We start from the raw sequence: 25,848 nt of genomic DNA, 5'->3' as shown, positions 1-25,848 counted from the left end.
TTGGGAAGGATGCGCCTGCCGGACGAAGCTGCGGCAGAATAGTCGCCAGCGCGGGTGTTTTATATTGCCAACACACCCTGTGTGTCCTATCTAGGGACCATGTTGAACATCCTGTCCCTTCTGGTCGGCGTGGTCGGCCTTGTGCTTGCGATCATCGGGATCATCCCGATCATTTCGCTGATCAACTGGATCGTGTTTCCGATCGCGGTAGTCGGTATTGCGCTGGGGGTGCTGTCCGACAGCAATTCCGGGCGCAATCTCAATATTCTGGTCGCGGTGCTCAGCGGTGGTCGGCTGTTGCTTACCTGGGGCCTTTTCTGACACGAAAGCGAGCGTGCCTCGGTCCGTGGCCGCCGCTGGCGCCATGATCGGCCGAACGCCTCGGATCGCACGAGCGATCGGCTCGTCGCGAAAGATGTTGTTCGCCGCGCCACGGCTCGGCTAAGAACGCCTTTATGCATATTCGAATGTTCCGCGCGTTCACGCTTCTGACGCTTGCCGCCGTCGCCATTCCCCTTGCCGGCTGCGCAGGCGGCAAGGGGCGGCCGGATACGCCTTATGTCGCGCGCGACGTGGGGACGCTCTATTCGGCGGCGAAGGAGCGGCTCGACCGCGGACAGTACAAGATGGCGGCCGCGCTGTTCGACGAAGTCGAGCGGCAGCATCCCTATTCGATCTGGGCGCGCCGTGCCCAGCTGATGGGCGCCTTCAGCTATTACATGAACAAGGATTATGCCGAGGCCATTCGCGGCGCGCGGCGCTTTCTGGCGGTGCATCCGGGCAATCGCGATGCGCCCTATGCCTATTATCTGATCGGCATCAGCCAGTATGAGCAGATCAGCGACGTCACGCGCGACCAGAAGGTGACGCAGGACGCGCTCGATGCGCTTGGCGAACTGGCCCGGCGCTATCCCGAATCGGATTATGCCGCAGATGCCCGGCTCAAGATCGACCTGCTGCGCGATCACCTCGCCGGCAAGGAGATGGAGATCGGCCGCTTCTATGAAGAGCGCGGCCAGTGGCTGGCGGCCAGCCTGCGCTTCCGCCATGTCGTCGAGGAGTTTGAGACGACCTCGCACACGCCCGAGGCGCTGATGCGGCTCACCGAAACCTATCTCGCGCTCGGCATTCCCGAAGAGGCCAGAAAGACCGCCGCAGTGCTCGGCGCCAACTATCCCGGCAGCGACTGGTATGAGCATGCTTATGAGCTCATGCAGGAGCATGCGCCCGATCTGGTTGCGGCGAACGGCAACTGAGGGCGCGTTTCGGGCTTTCCCGCAACTCGCAAGCGCGTAAAAGCAGTCGGCGATGCTGACGGCGTTATCCATCCGTGACGTGGTGCTGATCGAGGCGCTGGACCTTGAGTTCGGCGCGGGTCTCGGCGTGCTCACCGGCGAAACCGGGGCGGGCAAGTCGATCCTGCTCGATGCGCTGGGGCTGGCGCTGGGCGCGCGCGGCGACAGCGGACTGGTGCGTCAGGGCGCGAAGCAGGCAGTGGTCACCGCCAGTTTCGAGCTGTCACCGCGCGCTGCGGGAGTCGCCGATCTGATGGCCGAAAACGGGCTGGAGATGGAGCCGGGCGAGCCGCTGATCATCCGCCGCCTGGTCAAGGCCGATGGCGGCAGCCGGGCCTTCGTCAACGATCAACCCGCCTCGGCAGGGCTGCTGCGCGATCTGGCGCCGTATCTGGTCGAGATCCACGGCCAGCATGACGATCGCGGGCTGCTCAACCCGCGCGGCCATCGCGCGCTGCTCGATGTCTATGGGCGTTGCGATACAGGTCCGGCGGCGGCCGCGCATCGTGCGTGGCGCGATGCCGAAGCCGTGCTGGCACAAGCGCGCGAGGAACAGGAGAGCGCGGAGCGCGATCGCGAATGGCTTGAACATGCCGTTTCCGAACTGCGAGCGCTGGGGCCCGAGCCGGGCGAGGAGGCGCAGCTTGCCGAACGCCGTGCGACGATGCAGCGGGGCGAGAAGATCGCGGGCGATCTGCAATCCGTCGCCGATCTGCTCGACGGCTCCGATGGCGCGCTCACCCGGCTGCGGCAGGCGGCGCGCATCCTCGAGCGTGTCTCCGAAGACCATGAGGCGCTGGCCGAAGCACTGGCCGCGGTCGATCGCGCGATCATCGAAGCGTCCGCCTCGCAGGAGCATGTCGATACCGCCGCCGATGCACTTGCCTTCGATCCCGCCGCGCTGGAGGCCGACGAGGCGCGGTTGTTCGATCTGCGCGGGCTGGCGCGCAAGCATCGCGTCCAGCCGGATGATCTTTCCGAACTGACCGAGGAACTCGGCGCGAAGCTCGACCGGCTGGAAAGCGGCGGGGCGGGCATCGGCAAACTCGAAAAGGCGCTCGCCGAAGCCCGCGCCGCTTATGAAAAGGCCGCGACCCGATTGTCTGACGATCGCGTCAAGGCGGCGAAGCGGCTCGATGCGGCGGTTGCGGCGGAGCTGAAGCCGCTCAAGCTCGATGCCGCGCGGTTCCGCACCGTGGTTGCCGAATTGCCGCCCGAACAATGGGGCGCGGGCGGCATGGACCGCGTCGAATTCGAGATCTCGACCAATCCCGGGGCTCCGTTCGCGCCGCTGATCAAGATCGCGTCGGGCGGCGAATTGTCGCGCTTTATCCTCTCGCTCAAGGTCGCGCTGGCCGAAGAGGGCGGGGCGGCGACTCTGATTTTCGACGAAATCGATCGCGGCGTCGGCGGCGCGGTGGCGAGCGCGATCGGCGAGCGGCTGGCCCGGCTGGCCGGCACTTCGCAACTGCTGGTCGTGACGCACAGCCCGCAGGTCGCCGCGCGCGGCAGCCATCACCTGCTGATCGCCAAGAGCCATGACGGCACCGTGACGCGCACCGGGGTGACGCCGCTCGACGCCGAGCAGCGCCGCGAGGAAATCGCCCGCATGCTCTCGGGTGCCGAAATCACCGACGAAGCGCGCGCGCAGGCGGAGCGGCTGCTGGAAACGGCCTAGGGCTGCCTGTGCACCAAACGCGTTCAGGGTGACGGAGGTTGGGTTTCGGGACGGCGTTTACGGCGCGATCACGCGCCCCAGCGCCTGGATATAGTTGCCGAATGCCTTGCGTCCGCGCGCGCTCAGTCTTGCGCGGGTCAGCGGCTTGCGGTCGACGATGCGCTTTTCGATCGCGATGAATCCGGCGTCTTCCAGCTTGCGCAGATGGATCGAAAGATTGCCCTGCGTCGCGCGCAGATGCTGTTTCAGCTCGACGAAATCTGCCGTGCCGCTGTCGACCAGATAGGCCATGATGCCCAGCCGCATGCGGCCGTGGATCACTTCGTCCAGGCTGTCGATATCGAAACGCGCCACGCCACTTCTCCGTAAGGCAACACCTGGTTTGCATTATAGACGGGTTGGCGGCGGCACGGCGGTTTGCCCGCGAAAATTCCCGAAGATGAACGAAGTGCGCCGCGTGGTGACAGATTGTGACACTTTCGTACGAAGCATGGCACAGCTTCGCGACAAGCCACTCCCATAACTGGTTTCGAGGCCGCGATGGTCGGCCCTGAATGTTCTTTAGGAGTGTAACGATGAAAAAGCTTCTGATCGCCGCCGCCGGCCTGGGCATGTTCGCCGCCACGGTTCCCGCCACTGCCATTGCCGCCCCGGCAGCCCCCAGCGCGGCGCCCGCGCCCGAACGCTGGATCAACATCAACCAGCGTCAGGCCAATCTGGAACGGCGCATCAATGTCGGTGTTCGCAACGGATCGCTGACCCGCGCCGAGGCCGCGAACCTGCGCCGCGTGTTCGGCAATCTGGAACGGCTCGAACAGCGCTACCGCCGCAGCGGCAATCGCCTGACCCGCGCGGAGCGCCTGGATCTCGATCAGCGTTTCGACCGTCTGTCGCGGATGATCCGTGCCGAACGCCACGATGCGCAGACCCGGCGCGATCATGATCGCCGTGGCTATCAGAACAACCGCCGGTAATCCTCCCCGACCGGCTCCTGACCGGGCCTCGCCGGAAACGGCGGGGCCCGTTTTCGTCTGGCACGATCAGCGGATCGGCTGGCCGGTGCCTTTCCAGCGATCGAGGATCGTCGATTCGGGCAGGCCCGGCGCTTCGGCGGGGCGGGCGGCGGCGCGCGCGATATCGCGCGGCGTGCCGCTTTCCGCATAGCGCGACCGGATATTTTCGCGCGGCGTCTGCGCTGCACTGCGCACCGGATCGGGCGAAGGCACCGGCGCGGGCGCCGCCGAGGCGGCCGGTTCGGTCGCGGGCGCTGCGCGCTTCGGGCCGGGTACGGGCTCGCCGCCGAGATAGCGCTGGTGGAACGCCGCCGACGTGCCCCAGCCGCCTTGCCAGCGATGGAAGAAATGCGCGCCGAACACGCCGGTCATCACCAGCTTGCGATTCCAGGACGGCGTGACGGCATGGGTATGATAGTGCGTCGCCAGCCCCACCGGCGCGAACACGCTGCCGTCCAGCGCCGACTTGGCGACTCGCTCGGCCCGATCCCATGCGGCGCGGGCACGTCCGCGCGCCATCGAGCCGTCGCAGGCGAAGCTGAACTGGCAGCCGGGTTTTTCCGACCCCTGAAACACCACCCCGCACACCGTCGCGGGAAAGGCGGGATGGCGCACGCGATTGAGCACGACCTGCGCCACCGCGCGTTGCCCCGCATCGGGTTCATTGGCTGCTTCATAGTAGATGGCGTCGGTCAGGCATTGCAGCGCGCGGCTGCGATCGGTGGCGCTTCCCGCCCGGGGAAAGGGGGCTGCCGCGATCACGGTGCCGTCATCGGCGGGCCCTGCCGGGATGGGCAGGTCGGGCAGGTCATTCGTTCCGGTTGTACCTGCAGCGGATACGGTGCCGCTGTCGTCGATCGCAGTGAAATAGGCGGCGCCGGGAAAATGGTCCTCGGCTTCGTAGCCGGTGGGGGCAGGGGCTTCGTCGGCGGCGCCCGGCCCCTGGGGAGCAAGCGCCTGCGCCGAAAATCCAGCGCCGGCGAGCGACACGAGCAGCGCGGCGGCAATGCCGCGCGTCTGCATGCGTGTGAACCGGCGCCAGAACATGGCTCATCCTCGACTGAACAGGCGGCGCAAGGACGTGCGCCGCAGCGAGTCGATAGCCCAATTCATGCCGCGCCGCGCCCCTGCATTTTGCGCTGTCCTGTCGCGAAACACTTGATGGTTAACGTAATATCCGGGTCAGCCGACAATCAGCGGCAGGATGGCCACCAGGCCGATGCCGGCCGCAATGCTGGTTGTCCAGCCGGTGCGGCGAGAGCGCAGCCACCCGCTCGCGCCGATGCTGCCGAGCAGCGCGCACATGCCCAAAGCGAAGGGCAGCGCCATCAGCACGCGCGGAAGCAGCACGCCGTTATCGGCTATATGCGCCGGTGCTTCGGGATGCAGCATCGCGACCAGAGTCGTCGCTGCCGCGACACTGATGATAAAGCAGATCGCCGCGATCGCCGCGCAACCGATCGTGATGCTCGCGATCCGGCTCGGCTTGGTCAGCGTCAGCAGCGTCGCGAGATAGGTGGCGGCGAAACCGCCCAGAAACGCCGCGATGTTGCCCGTCTGCGTCGCGATTGCAGAGAAATAGGCAGGCGAAAGCTGTTCCATCCGCGAAACCAAGCAGGCTTTTCCTAAGCCCGCAAGCTATTGCGTCCGCCCACCATAATATCGCGTACGGAAATCGTCGGCGAATGCGCTCAGCCGTCCGTCCGAAATCGCCGCGCGCAGATCGGCCATCAGCGCCTGATAGAACCAGAGGTTGTGCTCGGTCATCAGCATCGCCCCCAATATCTCGCCCGCGCGGACGAGATGGTGGAGATATGCGCGGCTCCATTTGCCGCACACCGGACAGCCGCAGGCCGAATCGAGCGGCCCCTGATCCTCGCCGAATTTGGCGTTGCGGATATTGACCGGTCCTTCGCGGGTGAACGCCTGCCCCGTCCTTCCCGATCGCGTAGGCAGCACGCAATCGAACATGTCTACGCCGCGCTCGACCGCGCCGACAATGTCATCGGGCTTGCCCACGCCCATCAGATAGCGCGGCTTCGCAGCATCGAGCTGGCCCGGTGCGTAATCGAGCACGCCGAACATCGCTTCCTGGCCTTCGCCGACCGCGAGTCCGCCGATGGCATAGCCGTCGAACCCGATATCGCGCAGCGCGTCGGCGCTCGCCTTGCGCAGCTCTTCGTCCAGCGCGCCCTGCTGGATGCCGAACAGCGCCGAGCGTTCGGCATGCTCGCGCCCGGAATCGAATCCATCGCGGCTGCGCTTCGCCCAGCGCATCGATCGCTCCATCGCGGCCGCCTGCACGTCGCGGGTGGAGGTGGTCGGCACCAGTTCGTCGAACGCCATCACGATGTCCGAACCGAGCAGCCGCTGGATCTCCATAGACCTTTCGGGGCTGAGCAGATGCCGCGATCCGTCGAGATGCGACTTGAAGGTGATGCCTTCCTCGCTGCGTTTGGTCAGCTCCGAAAGGCTCATCACCTGATAGCCGCCGCTGTCGGTCAGGATCGGCCGGTCCCACCCCATGAAATCATGGAGCCCGCCCAGCCGCGCGACTCGCTCGGCGGTGGGGCGCAGCATCAGATGATAGGTGTTGCCGAGGATGATGTCGGCGCCCGATGCGCGCACGTCCTGCGGCTTCATCGCCTTGACCGTCGCGGCGGTGCCGACCGGCATGAAGGCGGGCGTGCGAATATCGCCGCGCCGCATCGCGATGCTGCCGGTGCGCGCCTTGCCGTCGGTGGCGCTAATGGTGAATTGGAAACGGGGCTTGCTCACGCGCCGCTCCTTAGTGCGTAGGACAGGCGAAGCAAATGGCGCAGGAGATGCGGGCGATGTCCGATAATTTGTTCAGCGGCCTTCCCTCGGCGACAACCGGGGAAGTCTTCACCGAATTGCTCGCCCGTCCCGGCGTGCGGATCGAGCGGATCGTTTCGCAGGGGCAGGCGACGCCCGAAGACGCGCCGATGGTGCAGGATGCCGACGAATGGGTGGTGTTGCTCTCCGGCACCGCGCGGTTGCGGATCGCGGACGCGGCGGAGCGAGCACTGGCACCCGGTGACTGGCTATGGATCCCGCGCGGCACGCCGCATTGGGTGACCTGGACCGATCCCGATGCGCCGAGCGTATGGCTGGCGGTGCATCTGGACTAATCGGGCGGGAAGAAGGTCTCGAGCAGATCGGGCAGCATGTTGCGCCAGGTGGCTAGCGAATGGCCTTCATGGGTGTAGTGCGTCGTCACATCGTATCCGCGTTCGGTCAGCAGCGCGGCGGCCTTGCGCGCGCTTTCGTCGATGCGGCGCTCATAGCTGCCCGAGCTGACCCAGAATCGGGTGCCTTCGGGAAAGGGGCTGGGCTCTTCCAGATCGGGCGGCGTCACGCCTTCGGGAGCCCGGAAGGACGGCGACATCATCCCGATCAGGCCGAAGGTGTCGGGCAGTGCATAGCCCGCGTGCAGTGCCGCGCGCCCGCCCGCCGACGTGCCGAGATGCGCGCGGGCAGCGCGGTCCCGGATCGTCGGATAATGCCCATCAACCCAGGCGACGACGGCGCTGACATAGTCGAGATAATCCTGCGCGCCATAGCCGTAGAAGCGGCTGCGATCGGGCGGCGCGTCCATCAGCACCGCGATCGCCGGCGCCATCCGCCCCGCCGAAATTAGCGTGTCGAGCGTCTGCCCGAAATGGAAATAGCTGTCCCAGGCCGCGCCGTCGGGCACATAGATTACCGGATAGCGCCGCGCCGGATCATAGCCTTCGGGCAGATAGACGCGCGCCCTGGGACCATGCAGGACATCGCCCGAAACGGTTTCGAACCGACCCTTTGGCGGTGCGTTCCACGCGACGGACAAGCCCGGTTCGTCATAGCCGGGCATCACCAGCTCGGACGTCTGACCGTATATCCCGCCGTCGCGATTGCGGATATTGCCGGGATCGACTTGCGCTTTGCCGTTGACGACAAGCTGGTAATCGATCCGCGCATCCGCCTCGAAGGTCCGGGTGAGCGCGAACAGCCGCCCGCCCGGCACCACCGGCATCATCGCTACGCCCGTTTCGCTCCAGTCGAACCGCATCGGAGCGCTCGGCGTGAAATCGCCGCGCACCGACACCGATGTGTCGGGCGTCTCGGCAAGGTAGAAAAACGTGACTTCGCCGCTCTCCGCGTCGATCGCGGGGGTGCCGCCCGGCAGCTCGGACAGCATTTCGGCGATGCGCGCGTCGCGGGCGGCGGGGCTCGCTTCACGATATTCCGAGATGCTTCGTCCTGCAGCGCCCGATTGCGCCGCAACAGACAAGGGTGCGAGCAGCAGCAGCGTCGCGAACAACGCCGCCAGCCGCGTCACCGGTTCATGCTCACATATTCGACGATTTCTTCGGTGGTGCGGAAGGTTACGTCCGGCGCGACACCGGCCAGCGCGGTTTCGCTGGCATAGCCCCAGAGCACCGATCCGGCGCGCATGCCGACTTCGCGTGCGGCGTCGACGTCGCGGGTTTCGTCGCCTACCGCCAGCACCTGGCGCGGCGCCAGCCCCGCGCGCTTCACCACGCGGCGGAATTTGGGCGCCTTGCCGTAGAGCGAGGAGCCGCAGGAGAAGATTTCGATCTTCGACGCGTTTTCCTCGCCCAGGATCGCGCGGACATTGGGTTCGGCGTTCGACGTCACCAGCGCGATGCGCATGTCGGTCTTGCGCAGCCGGTCGAGCATCTCGCCAACGCCGGGGAACAAGTGAAATTCATAGTGCCGCTTGTAGACGAGCTTGCGGACATAGCGGGCGATGAACGGCAGCTTCCAGTTGGGGATGCCCAGATACTGGATCACGTCGCGCGTCGAGCGATGGCGCAGCATCTCGACCTCGTCATCGGTGACGGTGCGGAATTTGAAGCGCTTGGCGAGCTCGTCGACGACCGACAGGAACCACTCGCCGCTGTCCGACAGCGTGCCGTCGAAATCGAAAATCACCAGCTTGATCGGATCGAAGCTCGCACGTTCGGTGTCGTCCGCTGCCCGCGGCGCGCGTGTCGCGTCCATAATGGTGGCCTCAGACATTACCTTTCCCATGTACCCGGCATTCCGCTCCGTTCGCCAGTTCGATCTGCACGGTGGTATGGTCGATACCGAAGTCGTGCGCCAGCTTGTGCTGTAATTCGGCGAGGAATGTGTCGCCGGGATGACCCTCAGGCATGACGAGATGCGCGGTCAGCGCGGTTTCGGTCGTGCTCATCGGCCAGATATGCAGATCGTGGATGCGCTCGACACCGGGCAGCTTCGCCAGTGTTGTTTCGACCAGATCGATATCAACCCCGGGCGGCACGGCCTGAAGCGCCATCGTAACCGAATCGCGCAGCAGCGACCAGGTGCTCCACAGAATCACCGCGACGATCAGCAGGCTGACGACCGGATCAATCCAGGCGTCGCCGGTCCACAGGATCAGGCCGCCGCCGATCACCACGCCCGCCGAAACCGCGGCGTCCGCCGCCATGTGCAGAAACGCGCCGCGGATGTTCATGTCGCCCTTGCGCCCGCTGACGAACAGCAGGGCAGTGGCGGTGTTTATGACGATGCCGATACCAGCGACGATCATCACCGTCGTACCCGATACATGCGGCGGATCGGCGAAGCGCCCGAGCGCTTCCCAGGCGATCATGCCGACCGCGACGAGCAGCAGGATGGCATTGAACAATGCGGCAAGGATCGATGAGCCGCGCAGGCCATAGGTGAATCGCCGCGTCGGCGGCCGCTTCGAAAGCTCCGCTCCGGCCCAGGCGATCAGCAGCCCGAGCACATCGGAAAGATTATGACCGGCATCGGCGAGCAGCGCCATCGAATCGGTCAGGAAGCCCGCGCCGCCCTCGACGATGACGAAGCCGAGATTCAGCGCGGTGCCGATCGCGAAGGCGCGGCCGAAATCGGCGGGGGCATGGCTGTGCCCCGGCCCGTGATGATGGTCGTGATTCGCTCCCATTATGCCCGGGTCATAGCGGGCGGGTCGCAGGAGATACTAGCACTTGTGATGTCGGTGACCATCGCATCCGCGTTCAAAGACGCAGCACCATATCGTCGACTCGCACGCCGCCGCGATCGATCGTCAGATTCTGATAGTTGCGGATATTGTCGAGCGTGGAGGCGGGCAGGGGGCCCTCGGCGCTGAACTTCAGCCGGAGATATTGCGTCAGTTCACCCGCCGTCAGCACGCGATCGTGATTGGTGTCGGCTTCGCCCGACAGTGCATTGCGCAGGAAATAGGCGAGATAGCCGCCTGCCTGGTATTTCTGCGCCACAAGGCTGGTCAGATCCTCCTCGGAGCTGAAGATACCCATGACATTGGGCTTGTTGACCAGATTGTTCATGCCGCCGCTGAAACAGGAATCGAACACCACCATCTGCATCCGCGTGCGGACGCCCGACAGCCATTGGGCGAGTTCGTTGTCGCTCGCCTGCCCGTCATAGAGCAGGATGGTTTCCGAACGCCCGTCCAGCTCCTCGGCCGAAACCGGCGTCGGCACCTGATTGCCGTGGCCGGAATAGAAGAAGAGGAACAGATCCTCGGGCCCGGCCTGCGCCGCGACGCTGGCAATCGCGTTGCGAACGCCGGCGCGCGTGGCCTGCGCGTCGACCAGCGTAACGCTTGAGGGGTTGAGCAGGCCCGAGCGGCGCAGTGTCTCGCCCAGCTTGATTGCGTCCTCGTCGGTGCTTGAGAGGTCGTTGGCGGTGCCGGGATAGTCGGCAATGCCCACCATCACCGCGAAAACACGCGGGCCGCCGCCCGACGCGCTGCGGTTCGAAACCATGCCCGAAGCGCCGCTGCCCGCGTTCAGCCCGACGCGATACGCCCCGGTTTCGCCAGCCTGATAGGAAGTGACGTTGACATAATAAGTCCCGTCCTCGGGAAGCGTGACCACGATCCGGCTGTCATGCGTGGAGCGCCCGCTTTCGGTGACGGCGTCGTCATTTTCCTCATGGAAATCGCCGGGACCGGAAAGGATCAGATAGGGATCGAAATCGCTCGAGTTGAGGTCGATCTCGATTTCCTGTCCCGCGCGCCCCGCGAAGCTGTAGGCATCGGCATATTCGCCCGAATTGAGCTGGCGGTCGCCATTCTGCAGCCGCCCGGTAGCGGTGCGGCCCAGCGCCAGCATGTCGGTACCGCCGCTCGTGGCCGGGGTGCCGGCCGGGGCCTGCGCGGGCGCGACACTGAGCGAATAGCCGCCGGTCGCCTGTGCCTCATAGCTTGAAACGACGAGGCTGTAGGTGCCGCTTTGCGGCAGCGTGACGACCAGACGGCTGTTGCGCGTATTCTCGACGGCCGGATCGTCATCGTTCGAATCGGAAAATCCGTTACCGCCGCGAATGGCCAGCGTGGGATCGAACGCGGTCGAATCGAGCCGGATTTCGATGCTCTGTCCGGCTTCGCCGCGCAGGACGTAGACGTCTTCATACTTGCCCTCGCGCGCTTCGCCGGACCCTAGCGAACCGCGAACCGTCTGCCCGACGCTGATGCTGTTCTGACTGCTGCTGCCACTGCCGCCTGTGCCCGCGCCGACACGCTCGGCGACCAGGGTATAGCCCCCGGTCTCGCCCGGCTGATAGCTGGTCGCGCCGATCGAGACGCGGCCATCGGCCGGAACGGTCAGCTCCAGCATTGCATCCGAGGATCCGTTGCCGTTGGGATCGTCGTCATTCTCGCCGATCCGCCCGTCGGTGCCGAGCACGATCAGATAGGTGTCGATCGCGTCCGACATAAGCCGCACCGCGATCCGTTCGCCCGGCGTCGCGCGCAATTCCCAGGTGTCGACATACTCGCCCGAGCGCAATTCGTTGTCGCCCGAAGCCAGCGTGCCGCGCACCGGGGTGCCCAGCGTCATGCCGTTGCCGCTCTGCGCCGGCGCGGCGTTCCCCTGGCCGTCGATGCGCGCGCCGCCGACCGACAGCTGATAGGCGCCGGTGGTTCCTTCGGCATAGCTGGTGACGATGACGCGATATTCGCCGTCTGCGGGCGCGGTAAAGCGCATCGCGGCATTGCGCTCGCCGGCCACGGCATCGTCATTGTCCTGCGAAAAGTCGCCCGGCCCGCGCACCATCAGATAGGTATCGAAATCGTCAGACAGCGCCGACAGCGCGATCCGCTGCCCCGCGCGCGCGGTGATCGTGTAGCGGTCGGTATATTCGCCGGTGCCCAGTCGGCTGTCGCTGCGCTCGAGCGCGCCGCTTATCGTCTGTTCGTAGACGGTCTGGTTGAGCGCCACGCTTTCGCTGTCGAGCGACACGCCGTTGACGATCAGGTTGTAGTCACCGCTTTCGCCCGCTTCGTAGCTGGTGACCACCAGCCGGTAATCGCCTTCCTCGGGAGTCGCGAAATCGAGCGCTGCGTTGCGATCGTCCTCGGCGGCGTCGTCATTTTCCTCGCTGAAGTCATTGGGGCCGCGCACCATCAGATAGGTGTCGAAATCGCTCGATTCGGCGCGTGCCGAAACGCGCTGCCCGGCGCGTGCCGAAAAGGTATAGACGTCGCGATACTCGCCGCTGTCGAGCTTGCCGTCGGTGGCGTCGAGCCGTGCGACAAATCCGCTGCCCGATCCCGCCGGGGCAACGGGCGCTTGCGTGACGGCCTGTCCCGTCAGCCGGGCACCTTCGATCGTCAGCGTATAGCTGCCGGTCTGATTACCTTCGAAGCTGGTTGCGGCGATCTGGTACTCGCCGTCGGTCGGCGCCGTGAATGTGAGTGCGGCGTCAGTCGTCGTGTCGCCGGCATCATCATTTTCGCGCGTAAACTCGGTGTCGGGACCGATCACCACCAGATAGGTGTCGAATTCGCCCGACTCCATCGCGATCGAGACGCGCTGCCCCGCGCGCAACGTTACCGGATAGGTGTCGAAATACTCGCCGTTGTCGAGCTGGGCGTCGCTGGTGGACAGCGTGCCGGTAACGGTCTGTCGGGCAGACTGGTCTGCAACAGCGCCACCGCCGATATCGATCGTGCCGCGATAACGGCCGGTTTCGCCGCCTTCATAGCTGGTGGCGAGGATGCGATATTCGCCGGACGCGGGGGCGACGAAGGTCAGCGCGCTGTTGGTGCTGTCTTCGGTCGCGTCGTCATTATGCTCGGCAAAATCGCCCGGCCCGGAGACTGCGAGATAGGTGTCGAAATCGTCCGACTCCATCGTGACGGTGATGCGCTGGCCGGCGGTGGCGGTGAAGCTGTGCGCATCGACATATTCGCCGGTGTCGATCTGCGTATCGCCGGGGGCGAGTTCGCCGGAAAACCCCTGCTGCGCCAGCGCCGGTTGCGCCGTCGCCAGCATCGCGGCAACGATTGCGCCGAACCACACCGGAAACCGCTTGCCCTTCATCGAAATCTCCCCCGAAACTCGACTATATGCCTCTGACCCGTTGCGCCGAGGCTCGTCTTGCAATCTTGAACCTGTCCTGAATCCCCCCGGCGGCTTTCACGCCCGTATCCGCCGTGTCTGCATTTTCGAATGGATAAGGCCGCCGGTGGCCCGGTCAAGCGGCCAAAAAATTACAAATGTCCCGGCAGCAACAGGCTGGCATCGCCATAGGAATAGAAGCGATAGCCGTTTCCGATCGCATGGGCATATGCCGCCTGCATCCGATCCAGCCCCATCAGTGCCGATACCAGCATGAACAGAGTCGAGCGGGGCAGGTGGAAATTGGTCATCAGCCCGTCGATCGCGCGAAAGCGATAGCCCGGCGTGATGAAGATCGCCGTATCGCCTTCGAACGGGCGGATGACATTGTCCTCGCCCGTGGCGCTTTCCAGCAGGCGCAGGCTGGTGGTGCCCACAGCGATCAGCCGTCCGCCATCGGCGCGCACGGCATTCAGCCGGTCCGCCGTTTCCTGGTCGATCCGGCCCCATTCGGCATGCATTTGGTGCGCGTCGGTATCGTTCGCCTTGACCGGCAGGAACGTGCCCGCGCCGACATGCAGGGTAAGCGTGGCATGGCTGATCCCGGCCTGGTCCAGCGCGGCTATCAGGCCGGGCGTGAAATGCAACGCGGCGGTGGGCGCCGCGACGGCGCCTGCCTCGCGCGCGAACATCGTCTGATAATCGTCGCGATCGCGCGCATCCAGATCGCGCTTGCTTGCGATATAGGGCGGCAGCGGCATCCGCCCCGCCCGCTCGAGCAGCAGCTCGACCGGCTCGTCGCCGGGAAACTCCAGCGCGAAACTGCCGTCCTCCGCGCGGTCGCGGGCAATTGCTGTGACGCCTGATCCGAAATCGATTCTGTCGTTTTCGCGCAGCCTCTTGGCGTTGCGGATGAAGGCACGCCAGCGGCGCGGGCCTTCGCGCTTGTGCAGCGTCGCGCCGATCCGGGCGTCCCCGCGCATGCCTTCGAGCTGCGCGGGGATGACGCGCGTGTCGTTGAATACCAGCATGTCGCCGGCGCGCAGCATCGCCGGCAAGTCCGATACGCTCGCGTCGCGTGTTTCCTCGCCCGCAAGCACCAGCATGCGCGCCGCGTCGCGCGGGCTCGCCGGGCGCAGCGCGATCCGGTCGTTCGGAAGGTCGAAGTCGAAAAGATCGACGTTCATGGCCGTATCGGCCCGGCAAGCGCCGGGCGCGTCCTCATTCGGCCCCGGGCAGCGTCACGCGTTCCTCGCCTTCGGGCAGCTCGCGCGGCGCGGGCGGCTGATAGGCGGGGGGATCGTCTGCGGCGATCCAGGCATGCAGGATGCGCGTGGGATTCGCCGGCGGCTGTCCGCGCGTGATGGTATCGACATATTCCATGCCGTCGATCACGCGCCCGAACACCGTATAGTCGCGATCGAGCGAGAGACGCGGCGCGAACATGATGTAGAACTGGCTGTTCGCGCTGTTTTCCGCCTTGGTGCGGGTTTCCTCGTCCGCGCCCGGAGGTGCGCCTTCGCGGGCCGCACCCACGGCGCCGCGCACATGCGGCAGGTAGTTGAACTCGGCTTTGACATCGGGAAGCTCCGACCCGCCCTGGCCGGTGCCTTCCGGGTCGCCGCTCTGTGCCATGAAGCCTTCGATGACGCGGTGAAAGGTCAGCCCGTCATAGAATTTCTCGCGCGTCAGCGTCTTGATGCGCTCGACCGTCTCCGGCGCGACATCGGGGCGCAGCCAGATGGTCACGCGACCGCCGGTCGAAAGGTCGAGCAGCCAGAGATTTTCCGGGTCGCTGGGCGAGGGTGGCTCGGGCCGGTTCGACGGTACGACCCGCGAGGTCTGCGCCGATGCCGGCACAATAGAAAACAGCCCCAGAAACGCCAGGAGCATTGCGGCGATACGCATCAACTTCCCCACCCAGAAAACGGCAATTGGGCGCCGGTTTAGGCAAAATCGCCCTGCCGGGATAGCCCCTTTGGCACGCAACGCTGTTCCGTCAGTCGCCTTTCAGGCCGATTTCAGCCACCCGGGCGACCACTTCGTCCCCCACGGCGGGCGTCACGAACTTGCCGATATCGCCGCCGAACATCGCGATTTCCTTGACCAGCCGGCTCGCGATCGGCTGCAGCGACACATCGGCCATCAGGAAGACAGTCTCGATCTTGTCGTTGAGCTGCTGGTTCATCCCCGCCATCTGATATTCATATTCGAAATCGGCGACGGCGCGCAGCCCGCGCACGATCATGCTTGCGCCCTCGCGCTCGGCAAAATCCATCAGCAGCGCGTTGAAGCTGACGACGTGGATCTCGCCCTCCAACTTCTCGACCTCGCGCTTCACCATCGTCATCCGTTCCTCGACCGAGAACATCGGATTCTTCGACGGATTGGTGGTCACGCCGATTACCAGCCGGTCGACCAGTTTCGCCGCGCGGCCGATGATATCCATATGGCCAAGCGTGATCGGATCGAAAGTGCCGGGATAGACGCCGGTGCGAACCGTCATGTGCGGAAATCCTTCTTTTGGTCGGGCACGTGCTGCGGGGCAGCCGGTGCCAAGTCAAGGCCGCGCGGCGACGTTCCAGTCGACTCCGCCGCTGATGCCGGGAATACGGCGGAAGCTGGATGCCTGCCACAGGCTCCAGGGACGCGTGCCCCAATCGGGTTTCAGCACGATGCTGCGCAGCCACAAAGGCTGATCGGGGAAGCGGCGGCTGATTTCATATCCGCCCTCGAATTCGCGCGTCAGATAGAGGACGACCCGGCGGCCGTAGCGCGCCTCGACGCGGGTGATAAAGAGAGTGAGTTCGGTCGCAAGTGCGTCGGGCGTCAGCCGCTCGCTGCAATTGCCGCCGAATTCCAGATCGACCGCCGGCGGCAGCATGTCGCGGCTCGCCGGAACCGTCGCGATGAAGTTGTTCGCCTGCTCCGCTCCCGGCGTGCACAGCGAAAAATAGTGATAGGCGCCGCGCGCGATTCCGGCCGACCGCGCGCCGCGCCAGTTTTCGGCGAAGCGATCGTCGCGGTGATCGCCGCCTTCGCTCGCCTTGATATAGGCGAAGTCGACTTCGTCGGGCAGCGCGTCCCAGTCGATCGCGCCCTGATGGTGCGACACGTCGATGCCCTGGCGCGGATAATCGGCCTCCGCCGGGCGCCAGTCCGCCGCGATCATCCAGCCGATGATCAGCAGCGCGGCAAGCGTCAGGACGAAAAATGCGGTGCGGCGAAGCATCGTGCCGTTACCGGTCGCGCTCCAGCACGAAACGGGCGATGTCGCGCAGCAGATCTGCCTCCTCGCCATAGCCGTGGAGATGCTCGATCGCCTGGGCGACCAGCAACTCGGCCTGTTCGCGCGCACGTTCGAGCCCGAGCAGCGTCAGGAACGTCTCCTTGCCCTGCTCGCCGTCCTTGCGCAGCTTCTTGCCGACGCTTGCCTCGTCGCCCGTCGCGTCGAGAATATCGTCGGCGATCTGGAAGGCGAGGCCGAGATCGTGCGCATAGCCATGCAGCCCGCGCCGCCCCTCATGCGAAAGCCGCCCGAGGATCGCGCCCGCCTCGACCGAAAAGCCAATCAGCGCGCCGGTCTTCATCGCCTGCAGCCGCGTGACCGCCGGCAGGTCGAAGCTTTCGCTCTCCGCCTTCAGGTCCATCATCTGCCCGCCCGCCATGCCCGCCGGGCCGGACGCATGGGCAAGCGCGGCGATCAGCTCGCTGCGGACAAAGGGATCGCGATGCGTCGCTTCGTGTGCAAGCACTTCGAAGGCGAGCGCGTGGAGACAGTCTCCGGCCAGCACCGCGGTCGCCTCGTCGAACATGCGATGCACCGTCGGCTTGCCCCGGCGCGTGTCGTCATCGTCCATCGACGGCAGATCGTCGTGAATCAGCGAATAGACATGGATGCACTCGACTGCGAGCGCGACGCGCGCCGTACAGGCGCGATCAACCCCGAACAGCCTGGCGGTGGCGAATACCAGCAGCGGCCGCAGCCGCTTGCCGCCGCCCATCGCCGCATGGCGCATCGCCTGATAGAGTTCGGCGCGGGAATCGTCGGGAACGGCCAGCAGCCGGTCGAACTGCCGGTCCATTTCCTCGGCGACGTCCCTGAGTGCCGCGCCGAGCGCGAGCGAGGCCTGGCCCACTGCGCTCAGCCTGCCGAAAAGGGCGTGGTGCCCGAGGGCTCGCCCGTGGAATCGAGCTTGATCGCTTCGATCCGCGCCTGCGCCGCATCGAGCCGCGAGGCACATTGGCGCCGCAGACGGTCGCCTTCCTCATAGAGGTCGATCGCCTCCTGAAGCTCGGCTTCGCCGCTCTCCAGCCGGCCCACGATCCATTCGAGTTTCTTCAACGCCTGCTCGAACGAAAGTTCGGCGATTTCCGCTTCCTCTGCCATGACATCGCTATGCGGCAGGGGCGGGCGCGATTGCAACCGGAGATGCGGCGGCGATCATCACGCCGGCTCAGTCCGTGATCTCGACGCCCAGCATATCGTGCACCCAGCCTGCCGTCAGGTCGTAAAGCAGTCCGTTGTCGCCTTCGTTGGTGACGACCGCATAGCCGAGCCCGGTGACCGGATCATAGGCGGCGCGCGACTTGAACGCGCCGTTGCTGCCGCTCTTCCAGCTCAGATTGTGCGTCACGCCTTCGACAGTGAAATAGCGCGTGCGGCCGCCGAGCGCATAATGGCTGTCGGGGCTCGCAACAGCCTCCAGCGCGCGGCGATCGGCTTCGGGATAGCCGTCGGTATAGGGATAGCGCAGCAGCCGGATCAGATCAGCGGGCGTCGAAGCAACGCCGCCGGCACAGACCAGATAGCTCGGCATCGGCAATACCTGACCCACCGGCGCGACCGGATCGGGACCGGGCAGCGACCCGACGAAGCTGGTCGAATGCGCCATGCCCGCGGGCGCGAACACGGTCTCGTCCAGGATCCGGGCGATCGGCTTGTCGGCGGCGCGCTCCAGAATCGCCTGCACGAACGCCCAGTTGAGGATCATATATTCGAAGGCTTCGCCGGGCTGATGCCCGGTATAGCCGGTGCCGAAGCGATTGGCGGCTTCGAGCGGAGTGAGCTCCAGCGCCAGCGTGGCTTGCGGGTCCTCGCGCACCGCCGCCATCAGTCCGTCGGCGATGCTGGACCGGTTCCGCAGCAGCTGTTCGAGCGTGATCTCGCCTGCCCGTGTGCCGGTATAGCCGGGAAGCAGATCGGCCAGCGTGTCGCTGAGCCTCAGCTTGCCTTGCCGCTGCAGGTCCAGCGCGGCGATCGAGCAGGCATATTTGGAAATCGACCCGGCCTGATAGAGCGCGTTCTCGCGGCCCGCGCCATGCGGCGTCGTGACGAAGTCGCCCTCGGCGTTCAGCCGGGTTTCGACATAGCTCGACTGCTGCTGCACTTCCTGGCCCAGCGCGGGCGTGGCCAGCATGACGACGGTAGAAATCGAAAGCGCCGAAGCGAGGAGATGTTTCTTCATCTCCACTGTATTGCACGTATAACACAGCTGGGCAAGCTTCGGCCCGGTTTACGATCCAGACTGGTTTTCGGCCTCGATTTCCTTGACCAGATCCTTGCGGCTCAGCTTGCCGATCATCGTCTTGGGAAGCTCCTCGCGGATCACCACCTTGTCGCAGCGTTCATGCTTGCCGAGTTGCGGGTTGAGCCATTCGAGCAGCTCTCCGCCGCTTACCGATTCGCCTTCGTTCAGTGTCACGAAGGCGCGGGGCATTTCGCCGTGATAATCGTCCGGGATGCCGATCACGAGCGCTTCCTTCACCGCCGGATGACGATAAAGAACCGATTCGAGCTGGCTGGGGAACACCTTGAACCCGCCGACGGCGATCATGTCCTTCAACCGGTCGACGATGCGGATGAAGCCGTCCTCGTCGATCGTGCCGACATCGCCGGTGCGCAGCCAGCGGTGGCCGCCGCCTTCGTCGAGGAATACCGCGGCATCCGCTTCGGGGCGGTTCCAGTATCCCTTCATGATCTGCGGGCCGCTGACGACGATTTCACCCGGTTCGCTTTCGGGGACGGATTTGTGCGGATCGGCCTTGTCGACGAGCTTGACCCTGGTCCCCGCGATCGGCTGGCCGATCGTGCCCGCCTTGCCTTCGGCCTCATAGGGATTGCTTGAAACCACGCCCGAGCTTTCCGACAGGCCATAGCCTTCGATCAGAGTCGCACCGGTCGCGTTCTGGAACTTGGTCTTGAGCTCGGCGGCGAGCGGCGCGCCGCCCGAAATGCAGACGCGCAGGCTCGAAAAATCGGTGCTCGCCAGCTTGGGATTGTCGAGCAGCGCCTGGTACATGGTCGGAACGCCGGGCAGGGCGGTCACCTTGGTCCGTTCGATCGCCGACAGCGCCTGCGCGGCGTTGAAGCGCGGCAGCATCACGATCTCGCCGCCCGTTGCCACGGTGCGGTTGAGGACGCAGGTATTGGCGAAGACATGGAACATCGGCAGCACGCCGAGCACGCGATCGACCGCGGCGCCGAGCTGCGGGTCGAGCCGCGCCACCTGCCGCGCATTGGCCGACAGATTCTGGTGCGTCAGCATCGCGCCCTTGGGTGTGCCGGTCGTCCCGCCGGTATACTGGATCAGCGCCAGTGAGGTTTCGGGATCGAGTGAGGGCGCGCGGCAGGCGCCGTCATTCTCGATCAGTTTCGAAAAGGCCATGATCCGCGGGTCGTCGGGCCGTTTGGCGACTTCGGAGCCGCGGAACAGGCGGTAGAAGATCGACTTGGTCGTCGGCAGCGCGCCTGCCACCGATCCCACCACCAGCCGGTCGAGCTTGCTCGCGTCGAGCACCTTGAGCGCGGTCGGCAGCAGCGCCTTGGCCGAGATCGTGAACAGCGCGCGCGTCCCCGAATCCTCGACCTGATGCGCCAGTTCGTCGACGGTGTAGAGCGGCGAGAAATTGACCACCGTCGCACCGAGCTTGAGGATGCCGTAATAGGCCGCGACATAGTGCGGGACATTCGGCAGGAAGAGGCCGATCCGGTCGCCTTCGCCATAGCCCAGCTTGCGCAGCCCGCAGGCGACGCGATTGGCGCCGTCCAGCGTTTCGGCATAGCTGTAGTGCCGCCCCATGAAATCGAGCAGCGGCTTGTCGCCGCATCGGCGCGCGCTCTCCTCGAACAAGTCGACGAGCGACATCGGCGGGAAGTCCATGTCCCACGGACCGGGGTGGCGATAGCTGCTGCGCCAAGCTTCTTCGGGAGTAGTCATTGACAGCGATGTAAGTCTGCTGCCCGCGCGGGGCAATACGCGTTTTGGCGGATTATCGCGCTACGGCGTTGCCCGTCCAGGTATAGAGGAACGAAATCACGACCACGCCCAGATCGACCGCCGCCTGCAATTTGTGCGGGGCGGTGTCGGCGGCGTCGTGCGTCATCAGCTGGATATCGGCATGCGGACGCGGCGTAACAGCCACAGCCGCCACGATCAGCGCGATTGCCGCGAAGACGGGAAGGGTCTTGCGATCCATTGGCTTTCGTTAATGAAAAACCGGCTGTTCGGCAAGCAAGCAGTTGCGGGGGCTTGGGCGGATTCAGGCCGCAAAGCGCGTGTCGCTGCCCCGCCAGCGATCGCGGCCCGATGCCTTGGCTTCGAACAGCGCCTCGTCGGCGCAGCGATACAGCCGCTTCCAATCTGCCTCGCTGGTCAGCGGCCCGCTGCACGTACCGATGCTGGCGGTTACGCGCAGATCGAAGGGGAAGGGCGCGCGGCGAAGCTTCGCAAGCAAGTCGCCCGGCTCGACCGGATCGCCGGCATCGCTGACGATCGCGAATTCCTCGCCGCCGATCCGCGCGACCAGCGCATCGGGCGGAACGCACAGGCGCAGCGTGCGGGCGAAGACGCGCAGCACTTCGTCGCCGCCGTCATGGCCCAGCGTATCATTGACGCGCTTGAAATGATCGATGTCGGCCAGCAGCAACTGCTGCGTGCCTTCGCGGCCGATCGCCGCGACCAGGAACGCGCGTCGGTTGAACAGACCGGTCAGAGGATCGGTGTCGGCCAGGCGGCGCGCCATCACTTCGCCTTCGATCGCGCTGTCGCGCTCGCGGCTCAGCACGCGGATGCGATAGGCGATCGCCAGACTGGAGATCGCGGCCTCGGCCGCCATTGCCGCGATCGAAGAATTGTCGAGCCAGAAGCTCCAGGGGATCAGCCCCATATTGCCCATCGACCGGGCCACGACGCCCACCACCGGCGCCGCCCAGGCAAAGGTGAACAGCCAGCGATAGGTGCTGCGCCGGCGAAAGGTGCGCCACAAGGCGGCCGGGATCAGCAGCCCGCAACCGACGAACAGCGCGGTCACCAGCATATCCATCGACCGGACGTGCAATGGCGCGAAGAGGAAGAAGGCGCCGCCGCCGAGTGCCAGCGCGATCGAGCCAAGCTTCATCAACCGGTCCATCCGCCCCGCGAAGATGTGCGGCTCGAAATAGAAGCGCATGAATTGCAGCGCGGCGGCGGCGGCGAGGCTGATCGTGAAATAATTCACGCGCAGCCGCAGATTGTTCGAAATGTCCGGCATCAGCCACGCCATCGCGCCCGATGCCGACACCGAATAAAGCAGCAGCGCCGCCACCATCGCGCAATAGGCAAGCTGGAACCGGTGGCGCAGCGCTCCCCACAGCGCGAAGTTATAGATCAGCAGCGCGAGGCAGAGCCCGGCAAATCCCGCATAGATCGCCGCAGAGAGCAGATTGGCCCGGTTGCTCGCCTGCGCATCCGAAAGCCGTGCGCCCAGCAGGATGCCGCGCATGTTGGCCGATTCCCGGACATGCCAGAGCAGCCGGACGGCGGGCGCGTCGCGCGGCGGAATGGCATATTCGACAAGCGCCCCGAGCTGGATCCGCTGCGTGACGCCGCGCGCATCGGCGACGATCGTTTCGACATGTCCGTCGGCATAGGCGATGTGAAGATCGAGGCCGCCTTGCCAGAGGCTCGCGACGCGCACCGTCAGCGGCAGCGCCTCCGTCGATTGTCGACTGAACGGTTGCGAGATGGCCCAGAAATCACCGGGGCCGAAATCGGTCTGGCTGGTCGAACAGTCGAACGCCGCCGGATCTGCGAGCATCGCCGTCGCCGCCTGACCGGTGTCGCGCGCGATGCATGTCGAGAGGCTGTTGCCCGGCACCGGCGTCTGGGCATATCCGGCAGGCGCGCAGAGGCAGGCCACCACCAGGGCCCACAACACCGCGAAACGGCGCGCGATCTGAAAACCGGACATGATTCGTCCTTGCGCCCGCGTAGCGAATAAAGCGTAAACACGCGCTGCCCGGCTGGACATTTACCAATTTTCCGCGAAGGGACCGCGCTCGGCCGAACGTAACGGTTCATGGTGCCCGCCGGGGAGGAAATATATGGTGCAAACGGGGCAGGCGCGCGGAAATCAGCGCATCGAAACCGTCGACATGCTTCGCGGATTCGCGCTGGCGGGGCTGTTCCTCGTCCATGTCATGGAAAGCTTCGAGCTGCACTGGATGCATCCGGTATCGGCGCCGCCGTCCGACGCGGTCTTCATGCTGCTGATGGGCAAGAGCTTCGCGCTCCTCGCCATGTGCTTCGGATTCAGCTTCTTCATCCTGATGGACCGCGCCGAAAAGCGCGGCGAGGATTTTACCGCGCGCTTCGCCTGGCGGCTGACATTGCTGTTCGGGATCGCGACGATCCACACCTATATCTATCGCGGAGACATCATGCAGACGCTGGCGCTGCTCGGATTTCCGCTGCTGCTGGTCAACCGGATCAAGGACAATCGCGTCATCCTGGCGATCGCGATCTTCTGCCTCGCCGGGCCGATCGGCATCGCCCAGATCGCGATATCGTGGTTCACCGGCTATCCCGGCCCCGGCAATCCGCCGACGCACTGGCAGGACCCGGCGATGCGCGTCTATCTCCACGGCAGCTATTGGGACGTGCTGCGCACCAACCTGTGGATCGGGCAATGGCCGAAATGGTGGTACGCGATCGAATCGGGCCGGATGGTGCAGATTTTCGGCCTGTATCTGATCGGGCTGCTGCTCGGCCGGATCGGCTTTTTCGCCGACCCCGGCCGCTATACCAGGCAGCGCTGGATCGCCTTCGTGCTGATCGGTGGTTTCGCCCTGATCATGTATTTCGCGCTCCATCCGCTGATCGAGGCATTCCGCACGGCCGGATGGAGCGATGGCGCGGTGCGCGCCTTCACCTGGCTGATCGGCAGCTGGTATGATTTCGCCGGATCGATGACCTGGATGCTGGTGATCGTCGCGCTCAGCCGTACCTTCGTTCGCCACATCCTCCAGCCGCTGGTGCCGATGGGCCGCCTCACGCTGACGCTCTATGTGGCGCAGTCGATCGTCTGCCTGCCGCTCTTCTACGGCTTCGGCCTTGCGCTGCACGACAAGCTCGACGCGTGGCAGCGGCTATGGCTCGGGCTGGGCGGGATCGCGCTGCAGATGGCCTTTGCGGCGGTCTGGCTGCACTGGTTCCGATACGGTCCGCTCGAATGGGTCTGGCGCGCGCTGACCTATTGGGGGCGCAAGGTGCCGCTGCTTCGGCGCGAAGCGAAGCCGGCGGCGCCGGCGGCTTTCTAGAGCGCCTTCGACGCGGTGACGATCGTATCGAGCGCGCGTACCACCCGCTCCGCATCGCTTTCGCTCGCTACCGGCCAGACATTGTAGGCGCGCCGTTCATTGACCTCGCGCTCGGTGAACCCGTCATCGGTGCCTTCGCGCTTCTCGCCGCGCGCGGTGATGCATTCGCCGCTCGCGCAGTCGAACCGGACGGCGGGATAGCCGTGGAACGTCGCCTTGCGCACGCGGCCGATATCGCGCGGGTCGATCGTGTATTTGATGTCGTCGGCAAAGCCGCTGCCATTGCCCTCGGCATCCTCGTTCACCACCAGCAGCCGTTCGCTCCATTCCCAGGAGACATTGTCGAGATTGGTGACAGCGAGCTGGAAGCGCATCGACCGGCCGCCGCTGCCTTCGATCGCCAGATCGCGAATCTCGTCCATCCGTTCGAGCACGATGGTACGGGCATCGGCGATATCCTCACGCAGCGCCCGCTGCTCGCGAGCGCGCTCGGCCGCGCTTTTTTCGGAGGCTTCGGCTTTGGCCTTTTCATCGGCCTGCTGGGCGTTCAGCCGACGCGACACTTCGGCGGCGACGCGATTGGCGATTTCGTCCTCGCTCGGGCCGCAGCCTGCCACGAGTATCGGTGCCAGGGCCGGAACCAGTATGGTGATGCGCAAATTTCGTCCCCCCATCGTTGCGCGCCAGCATAGTCATCCGGTGCCACCGGAAAAGCCCCGGCGAACACTTGGTCTCATTCGGCGAGCCACGGCGCCCGAGCGCTCCAGAAGATGATGTCGACGCCCAGATAGTCGCGCGCGAAGGCGACGAAATCCTCGCGAGTGAAGCGCTCGCCGGTCTGCGGATTGGTATAGGTCAGCGTCGGTTCCTGCACTGCCATCGCGACCAGCGGCAATGCGTCGTGATGCCAGTGGAAAAAGGGATAGCTGTTGCGCATCTGACCGGGACGGTGTGGCACGATATCGGGTCCGCCCATGCCGATGCCCTCGGCCGCCGCCAGTACGAAGACGCGCTCCATATAGCGATGGTCGTTATTCCATTCGCACGGCCAGAAATTGACGTATTGCACGACCTGCGTCTTCGTGAACGCCGCCCGCAGCGCGCGCATATTGTCGAGCGCGGCGTCGAAATAGGCGTCGCAGGTAAAGCCCTGCGGGTCGCTTCCCTCGACGCGGTCGAACGCAGTTTCGGGCAGGTTTATGCCGTATAGCCGCCCGTCGAACCGCTCGCCCAGCGCCGCGATCAGCGCCTGGAAACGCGCGCGCAGCGCATCGTTCCATTGCATCGCCGTCCAGCCATGCCCCACCGGTTCGCCTTCGCCGGGATTGTCATACTGTCGTGCCAGCCCGCCGCCATAGCGCGGTTCGGTAAGCAGATAGTCGGGCAGACGGCGCGCCGCGGCCGAAAAGAACCGGTCCTGAAGCTGCACGAACAGCACGGCGTCGAGCGCGTCGAGCGTCGCCAGATCGGCTTCGATGGCCGAAAAGTCATATTCGCCTTCGCGCGGTTCGAGCTGGCGCCAGCTATAGACGATCTGCGCGCCTTCGATATCTGGCCGGGCGATCAGCGCGGCATGATCGGCGGCGGCATCGCCACCCAGGAAGACGAAGTTGCGTGGATCGGGGCGGTCCTGAGCGAGAGAGGGTCGGATGGTTGTCAGCGCCAGCAGAATGGCAAGCAGCCCCGTGCGAACAAGATGCATTCATGACCCCCATCAGGACAAATAGCTGCCAATCCTCCCCCGCCAGGGGGAGGTGGCACGCGCAGCGTGACGGAGGGGGAGGGCAGGAAATCCTTCGAAGGACACCGCCGCCCGCCCCCTCCGACGCCGTTGGCGCCACCTCCCCCTGGCGGGGGAGGATCAGGTGGTAGGATTGCCTAACCATCAATGCCGAAAGCCGGGCGCTGAGGCCGAGCG

General features: G+C 65.4%; 26 protein-coding genes. 6 read left to right on the top strand and 20 right to left on the bottom strand.

The window, feature by feature from the left end; all coding sequences use genetic code 11:
- Positions 1–99: 99 nt before the first annotated feature.
- The 3 genes from G5C33_RS16085 to recN all read left to right on the top strand — a co-directional run bounded on the left by G5C33_RS16085 (position 100) and on the right by recN (position 2,973).
- A complete protein-coding gene (locus G5C33_RS16085) occupies positions 100–321 on the top strand; it encodes a hypothetical protein (RefSeq protein WP_165328067.1) in 222 nt (73 codons plus the stop codon).
- Between the two features lie 134 nt (positions 322–455).
- The gene (locus G5C33_RS16080) at positions 456–1,256 is read left to right on the top strand and encodes an outer membrane protein assembly factor BamD (protein ID WP_165328066.1); all 801 of its coding nucleotides are present in this window, start codon (positions 456–458) and stop codon (positions 1,254–1,256) included.
- A 52-nt stretch (positions 1,257–1,308) separates the two neighbouring features.
- A complete protein-coding gene (gene recN, locus G5C33_RS16075) occupies positions 1,309–2,973 on the top strand; it encodes a DNA repair protein RecN (protein WP_165328065.1) in 1,665 nt (554 codons plus the stop codon).
- 57 nt (positions 2,974–3,030) lie between these two features.
- On the opposite strand, the gene G5C33_RS16070 is transcribed toward recN, so the two are convergent.
- A complete protein-coding gene (locus G5C33_RS16070; protein ID WP_206518579.1) occupies positions 3,031–3,327 on the bottom strand; it encodes a winged helix-turn-helix domain-containing protein in 297 nt (98 codons plus the stop codon).
- A gap of 221 nt (positions 3,328–3,548) precedes the next feature.
- On the opposite strand from G5C33_RS16070, the gene G5C33_RS16065 reads away from it, so the two are divergent.
- Complete coding sequence (locus tag G5C33_RS16065; RefSeq protein ID WP_165328064.1) at positions 3,549–3,947, top strand: hypothetical protein; 399 nt, start codon at positions 3,549–3,551, stop codon at positions 3,945–3,947.
- A gap of 66 nt (positions 3,948–4,013) precedes the next feature.
- On the opposite strand, the gene G5C33_RS16060 is transcribed toward G5C33_RS16065, so the two are convergent.
- The 3 genes from G5C33_RS16060 to tgt all read right to left on the bottom strand — a co-directional run bounded on the left by G5C33_RS16060 (position 4,014) and on the right by tgt (position 6,764).
- Positions 4,014–5,033 (bottom strand): cell wall hydrolase, encoded by a 1,020-nt coding sequence (locus tag G5C33_RS16060; protein WP_228275099.1) that lies wholly within the window; start codon positions 5,031–5,033, stop codon positions 4,014–4,016.
- Positions 5,034–5,168: 135 nt separating this feature from the next.
- Entirely contained in the window at positions 5,169–5,588 is a 420-nt protein-coding gene (locus tag G5C33_RS16055; RefSeq protein WP_165328063.1) for a hypothetical protein, read from the bottom strand.
- A gap of 36 nt (positions 5,589–5,624) precedes the next feature.
- Positions 5,625–6,764: a tRNA guanosine(34) transglycosylase Tgt gene (tgt, locus tag G5C33_RS16050; RefSeq protein ID WP_165328062.1), complete on the bottom strand. Its 1,140-nt coding sequence runs from the start codon at positions 6,762–6,764 to the stop codon at positions 5,625–5,627.
- Positions 6,765–6,820: 56 nt separating this feature from the next.
- On the opposite strand from tgt, the gene G5C33_RS16045 reads away from it, so the two are divergent.
- Complete coding sequence (locus G5C33_RS16045; protein ID WP_165328061.1) at positions 6,821–7,138, top strand: cupin domain-containing protein; 318 nt, start codon at positions 6,821–6,823, stop codon at positions 7,136–7,138.
- On the opposite strand, the gene G5C33_RS16040 is transcribed toward G5C33_RS16045, so the two are convergent.
- The 14 genes from G5C33_RS16040 to G5C33_RS15975 form a co-directional block, all read right to left on the bottom strand.
- A complete protein-coding gene (locus G5C33_RS16040) occupies positions 7,135–8,328 on the bottom strand; it encodes an alpha/beta hydrolase (RefSeq protein ID WP_165328060.1) in 1,194 nt (397 codons plus the stop codon). The genes G5C33_RS16045 and G5C33_RS16040 overlap by 4 nt on opposite strands.
- Positions 8,325–9,032 carry an HAD hydrolase-like protein gene (locus G5C33_RS16035; RefSeq protein ID WP_228275098.1) on the bottom strand — a complete coding sequence of 236 codons (708 nt, stop codon included), beginning with the start codon at positions 9,030–9,032 and terminating at the stop codon, positions 8,325–8,327. The genes G5C33_RS16040 and G5C33_RS16035 overlap by 4 nt, the downstream gene beginning before the upstream one ends.
- The gene (locus tag G5C33_RS16030; RefSeq protein WP_165328059.1) at positions 9,025–9,948 is read right to left on the bottom strand and encodes a cation diffusion facilitator family transporter; all 924 of its coding nucleotides are present in this window, start codon (positions 9,946–9,948) and stop codon (positions 9,025–9,027) included. The genes G5C33_RS16035 and G5C33_RS16030 overlap by 8 nt, the downstream gene beginning before the upstream one ends.
- Positions 9,949–10,021: 73 nt before the next feature.
- Positions 10,022–13,333 carry a pre-peptidase C-terminal domain-containing protein gene (locus G5C33_RS16025; RefSeq protein ID WP_165328058.1) on the bottom strand — a complete coding sequence of 1,104 codons (3,312 nt, stop codon included), beginning with the start codon at positions 13,331–13,333 and terminating at the stop codon, positions 10,022–10,024.
- A gap of 170 nt (positions 13,334–13,503) precedes the next feature.
- The gene (gene queA / locus G5C33_RS16020) at positions 13,504–14,538 is read right to left on the bottom strand and encodes a tRNA preQ1(34) S-adenosylmethionine ribosyltransferase-isomerase QueA (RefSeq protein ID WP_165328057.1); all 1,035 of its coding nucleotides are present in this window, start codon (positions 14,536–14,538) and stop codon (positions 13,504–13,506) included.
- A gap of 34 nt (positions 14,539–14,572) precedes the next feature.
- The gene (locus tag G5C33_RS16015) at positions 14,573–15,259 is read right to left on the bottom strand and encodes a peptidylprolyl isomerase (RefSeq protein ID WP_165328056.1); all 687 of its coding nucleotides are present in this window, start codon (positions 15,257–15,259) and stop codon (positions 14,573–14,575) included.
- 91 nt (positions 15,260–15,350) lie between these two features.
- Positions 15,351–15,857, bottom strand: a complete 507-nt coding sequence (coaD, locus tag G5C33_RS16010) for a pantetheine-phosphate adenylyltransferase (RefSeq protein ID WP_165328055.1) — start codon at positions 15,855–15,857, stop codon at positions 15,351–15,353.
- A 54-nt stretch (positions 15,858–15,911) separates the two neighbouring features.
- On the bottom strand, positions 15,912–16,583 hold the full coding sequence (locus tag G5C33_RS16005) for a GH25 family lysozyme (RefSeq protein ID WP_228275097.1): 672 nt from the start codon (positions 16,581–16,583) through the stop codon (positions 15,912–15,914).
- Positions 16,584–16,590: 7 nt separating this feature from the next.
- Positions 16,591–17,436 carry a polyprenyl synthetase family protein gene (locus tag G5C33_RS16000; RefSeq protein ID WP_206518720.1) on the bottom strand — a complete coding sequence of 282 codons (846 nt, stop codon included), beginning with the start codon at positions 17,434–17,436 and terminating at the stop codon, positions 16,591–16,593.
- Between the two features lie 59 nt (positions 17,437–17,495).
- On the bottom strand, positions 17,496–17,741 hold the full coding sequence (locus G5C33_RS15995) for an exodeoxyribonuclease VII small subunit (protein WP_165328054.1): 246 nt from the start codon (positions 17,739–17,741) through the stop codon (positions 17,496–17,498).
- A 67-nt stretch (positions 17,742–17,808) separates the two neighbouring features.
- Positions 17,809–18,819: a serine hydrolase domain-containing protein gene (locus tag G5C33_RS15990; RefSeq protein WP_165328053.1), complete on the bottom strand. Its 1,011-nt coding sequence runs from the start codon at positions 18,817–18,819 to the stop codon at positions 17,809–17,811.
- A 48-nt stretch (positions 18,820–18,867) separates the two neighbouring features.
- Positions 18,868–20,571 carry a long-chain-fatty-acid--CoA ligase gene (locus tag G5C33_RS15985; RefSeq protein WP_165328052.1) on the bottom strand — a complete coding sequence of 568 codons (1,704 nt, stop codon included), beginning with the start codon at positions 20,569–20,571 and terminating at the stop codon, positions 18,868–18,870.
- A gap of 52 nt (positions 20,572–20,623) precedes the next feature.
- Complete coding sequence (locus tag G5C33_RS15980) at positions 20,624–20,830, bottom strand: hypothetical protein (protein WP_165328051.1); 207 nt, start codon at positions 20,828–20,830, stop codon at positions 20,624–20,626.
- A gap of 63 nt (positions 20,831–20,893) precedes the next feature.
- A complete protein-coding gene (locus G5C33_RS15975) occupies positions 20,894–22,582 on the bottom strand; it encodes a GGDEF domain-containing protein (RefSeq protein ID WP_165328050.1) in 1,689 nt (562 codons plus the stop codon).
- Between the two features lie 133 nt (positions 22,583–22,715).
- Here G5C33_RS15975 and G5C33_RS15970 point away from each other — a divergent pair, with 133 nt between their 5' ends.
- Positions 22,716–23,930 (top strand): DUF418 domain-containing protein, encoded by a 1,215-nt coding sequence (locus G5C33_RS15970; protein ID WP_165328049.1) that lies wholly within the window; start codon positions 22,716–22,718, stop codon positions 23,928–23,930.
- Here the strand turns inward: G5C33_RS15970 and G5C33_RS15965 are convergent.
- Complete coding sequence (locus tag G5C33_RS15965; protein WP_165328048.1) at positions 23,927–24,604, bottom strand: hypothetical protein; 678 nt, start codon at positions 24,602–24,604, stop codon at positions 23,927–23,929. The genes G5C33_RS15970 and G5C33_RS15965 overlap by 4 nt on opposite strands.
- A 59-nt stretch (positions 24,605–24,663) precedes the next feature.
- Positions 24,664–25,632 (bottom strand): hypothetical protein, encoded by a 969-nt coding sequence (locus tag G5C33_RS15960; protein WP_165328047.1) that lies wholly within the window; start codon positions 25,630–25,632, stop codon positions 24,664–24,666.
- Between the last annotated feature and the right edge of the window lie 216 nt (positions 25,633–25,848).

It is taken from the genome of Sphingosinithalassobacter tenebrarum (genome assembly GCF_011057975.1).
Taxonomy (GTDB): domain Bacteria; phylum Pseudomonadota; class Alphaproteobacteria; order Sphingomonadales; family Sphingomonadaceae; genus Sphingomonas; species Sphingomonas tenebrarum.
The sequence above is the reverse complement of the archived record's forward strand: the minus strand, read 5'-3'. Positions and strand labels throughout refer to the sequence as shown.

Bases quoted from the DNA above. Each gene is read 5' to 3' on its own strand.
- G5C33_RS16055 (WP_165328063.1), bottom strand. From the start codon at position 5,588: ATGGAACAGCTTTCGCCTGCCTATTTCTCTGCAATCGCGACGCAGACG.
- G5C33_RS15980 (WP_165328051.1), bottom strand. From the start codon at position 20,830: ATGGATCGCAAGACCCTTCCCGTCTTCGCGGCAATCGCGCTGATCGTG.
- G5C33_RS15975 (WP_165328050.1), bottom strand. From the start codon at position 22,582: ATGTCCGGTTTTCAGATCGCGCGCCGTTTCGCGGTGTTGTGGGCCCTG.
- G5C33_RS16060 (WP_228275099.1), bottom strand. From the start codon at position 5,033: ATGTTCTGGCGCCGGTTCACACGCATGCAGACGCGCGGCATTGCCGCC.
- G5C33_RS15965 (WP_165328048.1), bottom strand. From the start codon at position 24,604: ATGGGGGGACGAAATTTGCGCATCACCATACTGGTTCCGGCCCTGGCA.
- G5C33_RS15970 (WP_165328049.1), top strand. From the start codon at position 22,716: ATGGTGCAAACGGGGCAGGCGCGCGGAAATCAGCGCATCGAAACCGTC.
- G5C33_RS16065 (WP_165328064.1), top strand. From the start codon at position 3,549: ATGAAAAAGCTTCTGATCGCCGCCGCCGGCCTGGGCATGTTCGCCGCC.
- G5C33_RS16025 (WP_165328058.1), bottom strand. From the start codon at position 13,333: ATGAAGGGCAAGCGGTTTCCGGTGTGGTTCGGCGCAATCGTTGCCGCG.
- G5C33_RS16035 (WP_228275098.1), bottom strand. From the start codon at position 9,032: ATGTCTGAGGCCACCATTATGGACGCGACACGCGCGCCGCGGGCAGCG.
- G5C33_RS16005 (WP_228275097.1), bottom strand. From the start codon at position 16,583: ATGCTTCGCCGCACCGCATTTTTCGTCCTGACGCTTGCCGCGCTGCTG.
- recN (WP_165328065.1), top strand. From the start codon at position 1,309: ATGCTGACGGCGTTATCCATCCGTGACGTGGTGCTGATCGAGGCGCTG.
- G5C33_RS15985 (WP_165328052.1), bottom strand. From the start codon at position 20,571: ATGACTACTCCCGAAGAAGCTTGGCGCAGCAGCTATCGCCACCCCGGT.
- G5C33_RS16015 (WP_165328056.1), bottom strand. From the start codon at position 15,259: ATGCGTATCGCCGCAATGCTCCTGGCGTTTCTGGGGCTGTTTTCTATT.
- G5C33_RS16080 (WP_165328066.1), top strand. From the start codon at position 456: ATGCATATTCGAATGTTCCGCGCGTTCACGCTTCTGACGCTTGCCGCC.
- G5C33_RS16085 (WP_165328067.1), top strand. From the start codon at position 100: ATGTTGAACATCCTGTCCCTTCTGGTCGGCGTGGTCGGCCTTGTGCTT.
- G5C33_RS15960 (WP_165328047.1), bottom strand. From the start codon at position 25,632: ATGCATCTTGTTCGCACGGGGCTGCTTGCCATTCTGCTGGCGCTGACA.
- G5C33_RS16045 (WP_165328061.1), top strand. From the start codon at position 6,821: ATGTCCGATAATTTGTTCAGCGGCCTTCCCTCGGCGACAACCGGGGAA.
- G5C33_RS16030 (WP_165328059.1), bottom strand. From the start codon at position 9,948: ATGGGAGCGAATCACGACCATCATCACGGGCCGGGGCACAGCCATGCC.
- queA (WP_165328057.1), bottom strand. From the start codon at position 14,538: ATGAACGTCGATCTTTTCGACTTCGACCTTCCGAACGACCGGATCGCG.
- G5C33_RS15995 (WP_165328054.1), bottom strand. From the start codon at position 17,741: ATGGCAGAGGAAGCGGAAATCGCCGAACTTTCGTTCGAGCAGGCGTTG.
- G5C33_RS16000 (WP_206518720.1), bottom strand. From the start codon at position 17,436: ATGGACCGGCAGTTCGACCGGCTGCTGGCCGTTCCCGACGATTCCCGC.
- G5C33_RS15990 (WP_165328053.1), bottom strand. From the start codon at position 18,819: ATGAAGAAACATCTCCTCGCTTCGGCGCTTTCGATTTCTACCGTCGTC.
- coaD (WP_165328055.1), bottom strand. From the start codon at position 15,857: ATGACGGTTCGCACCGGCGTCTATCCCGGCACTTTCGATCCGATCACG.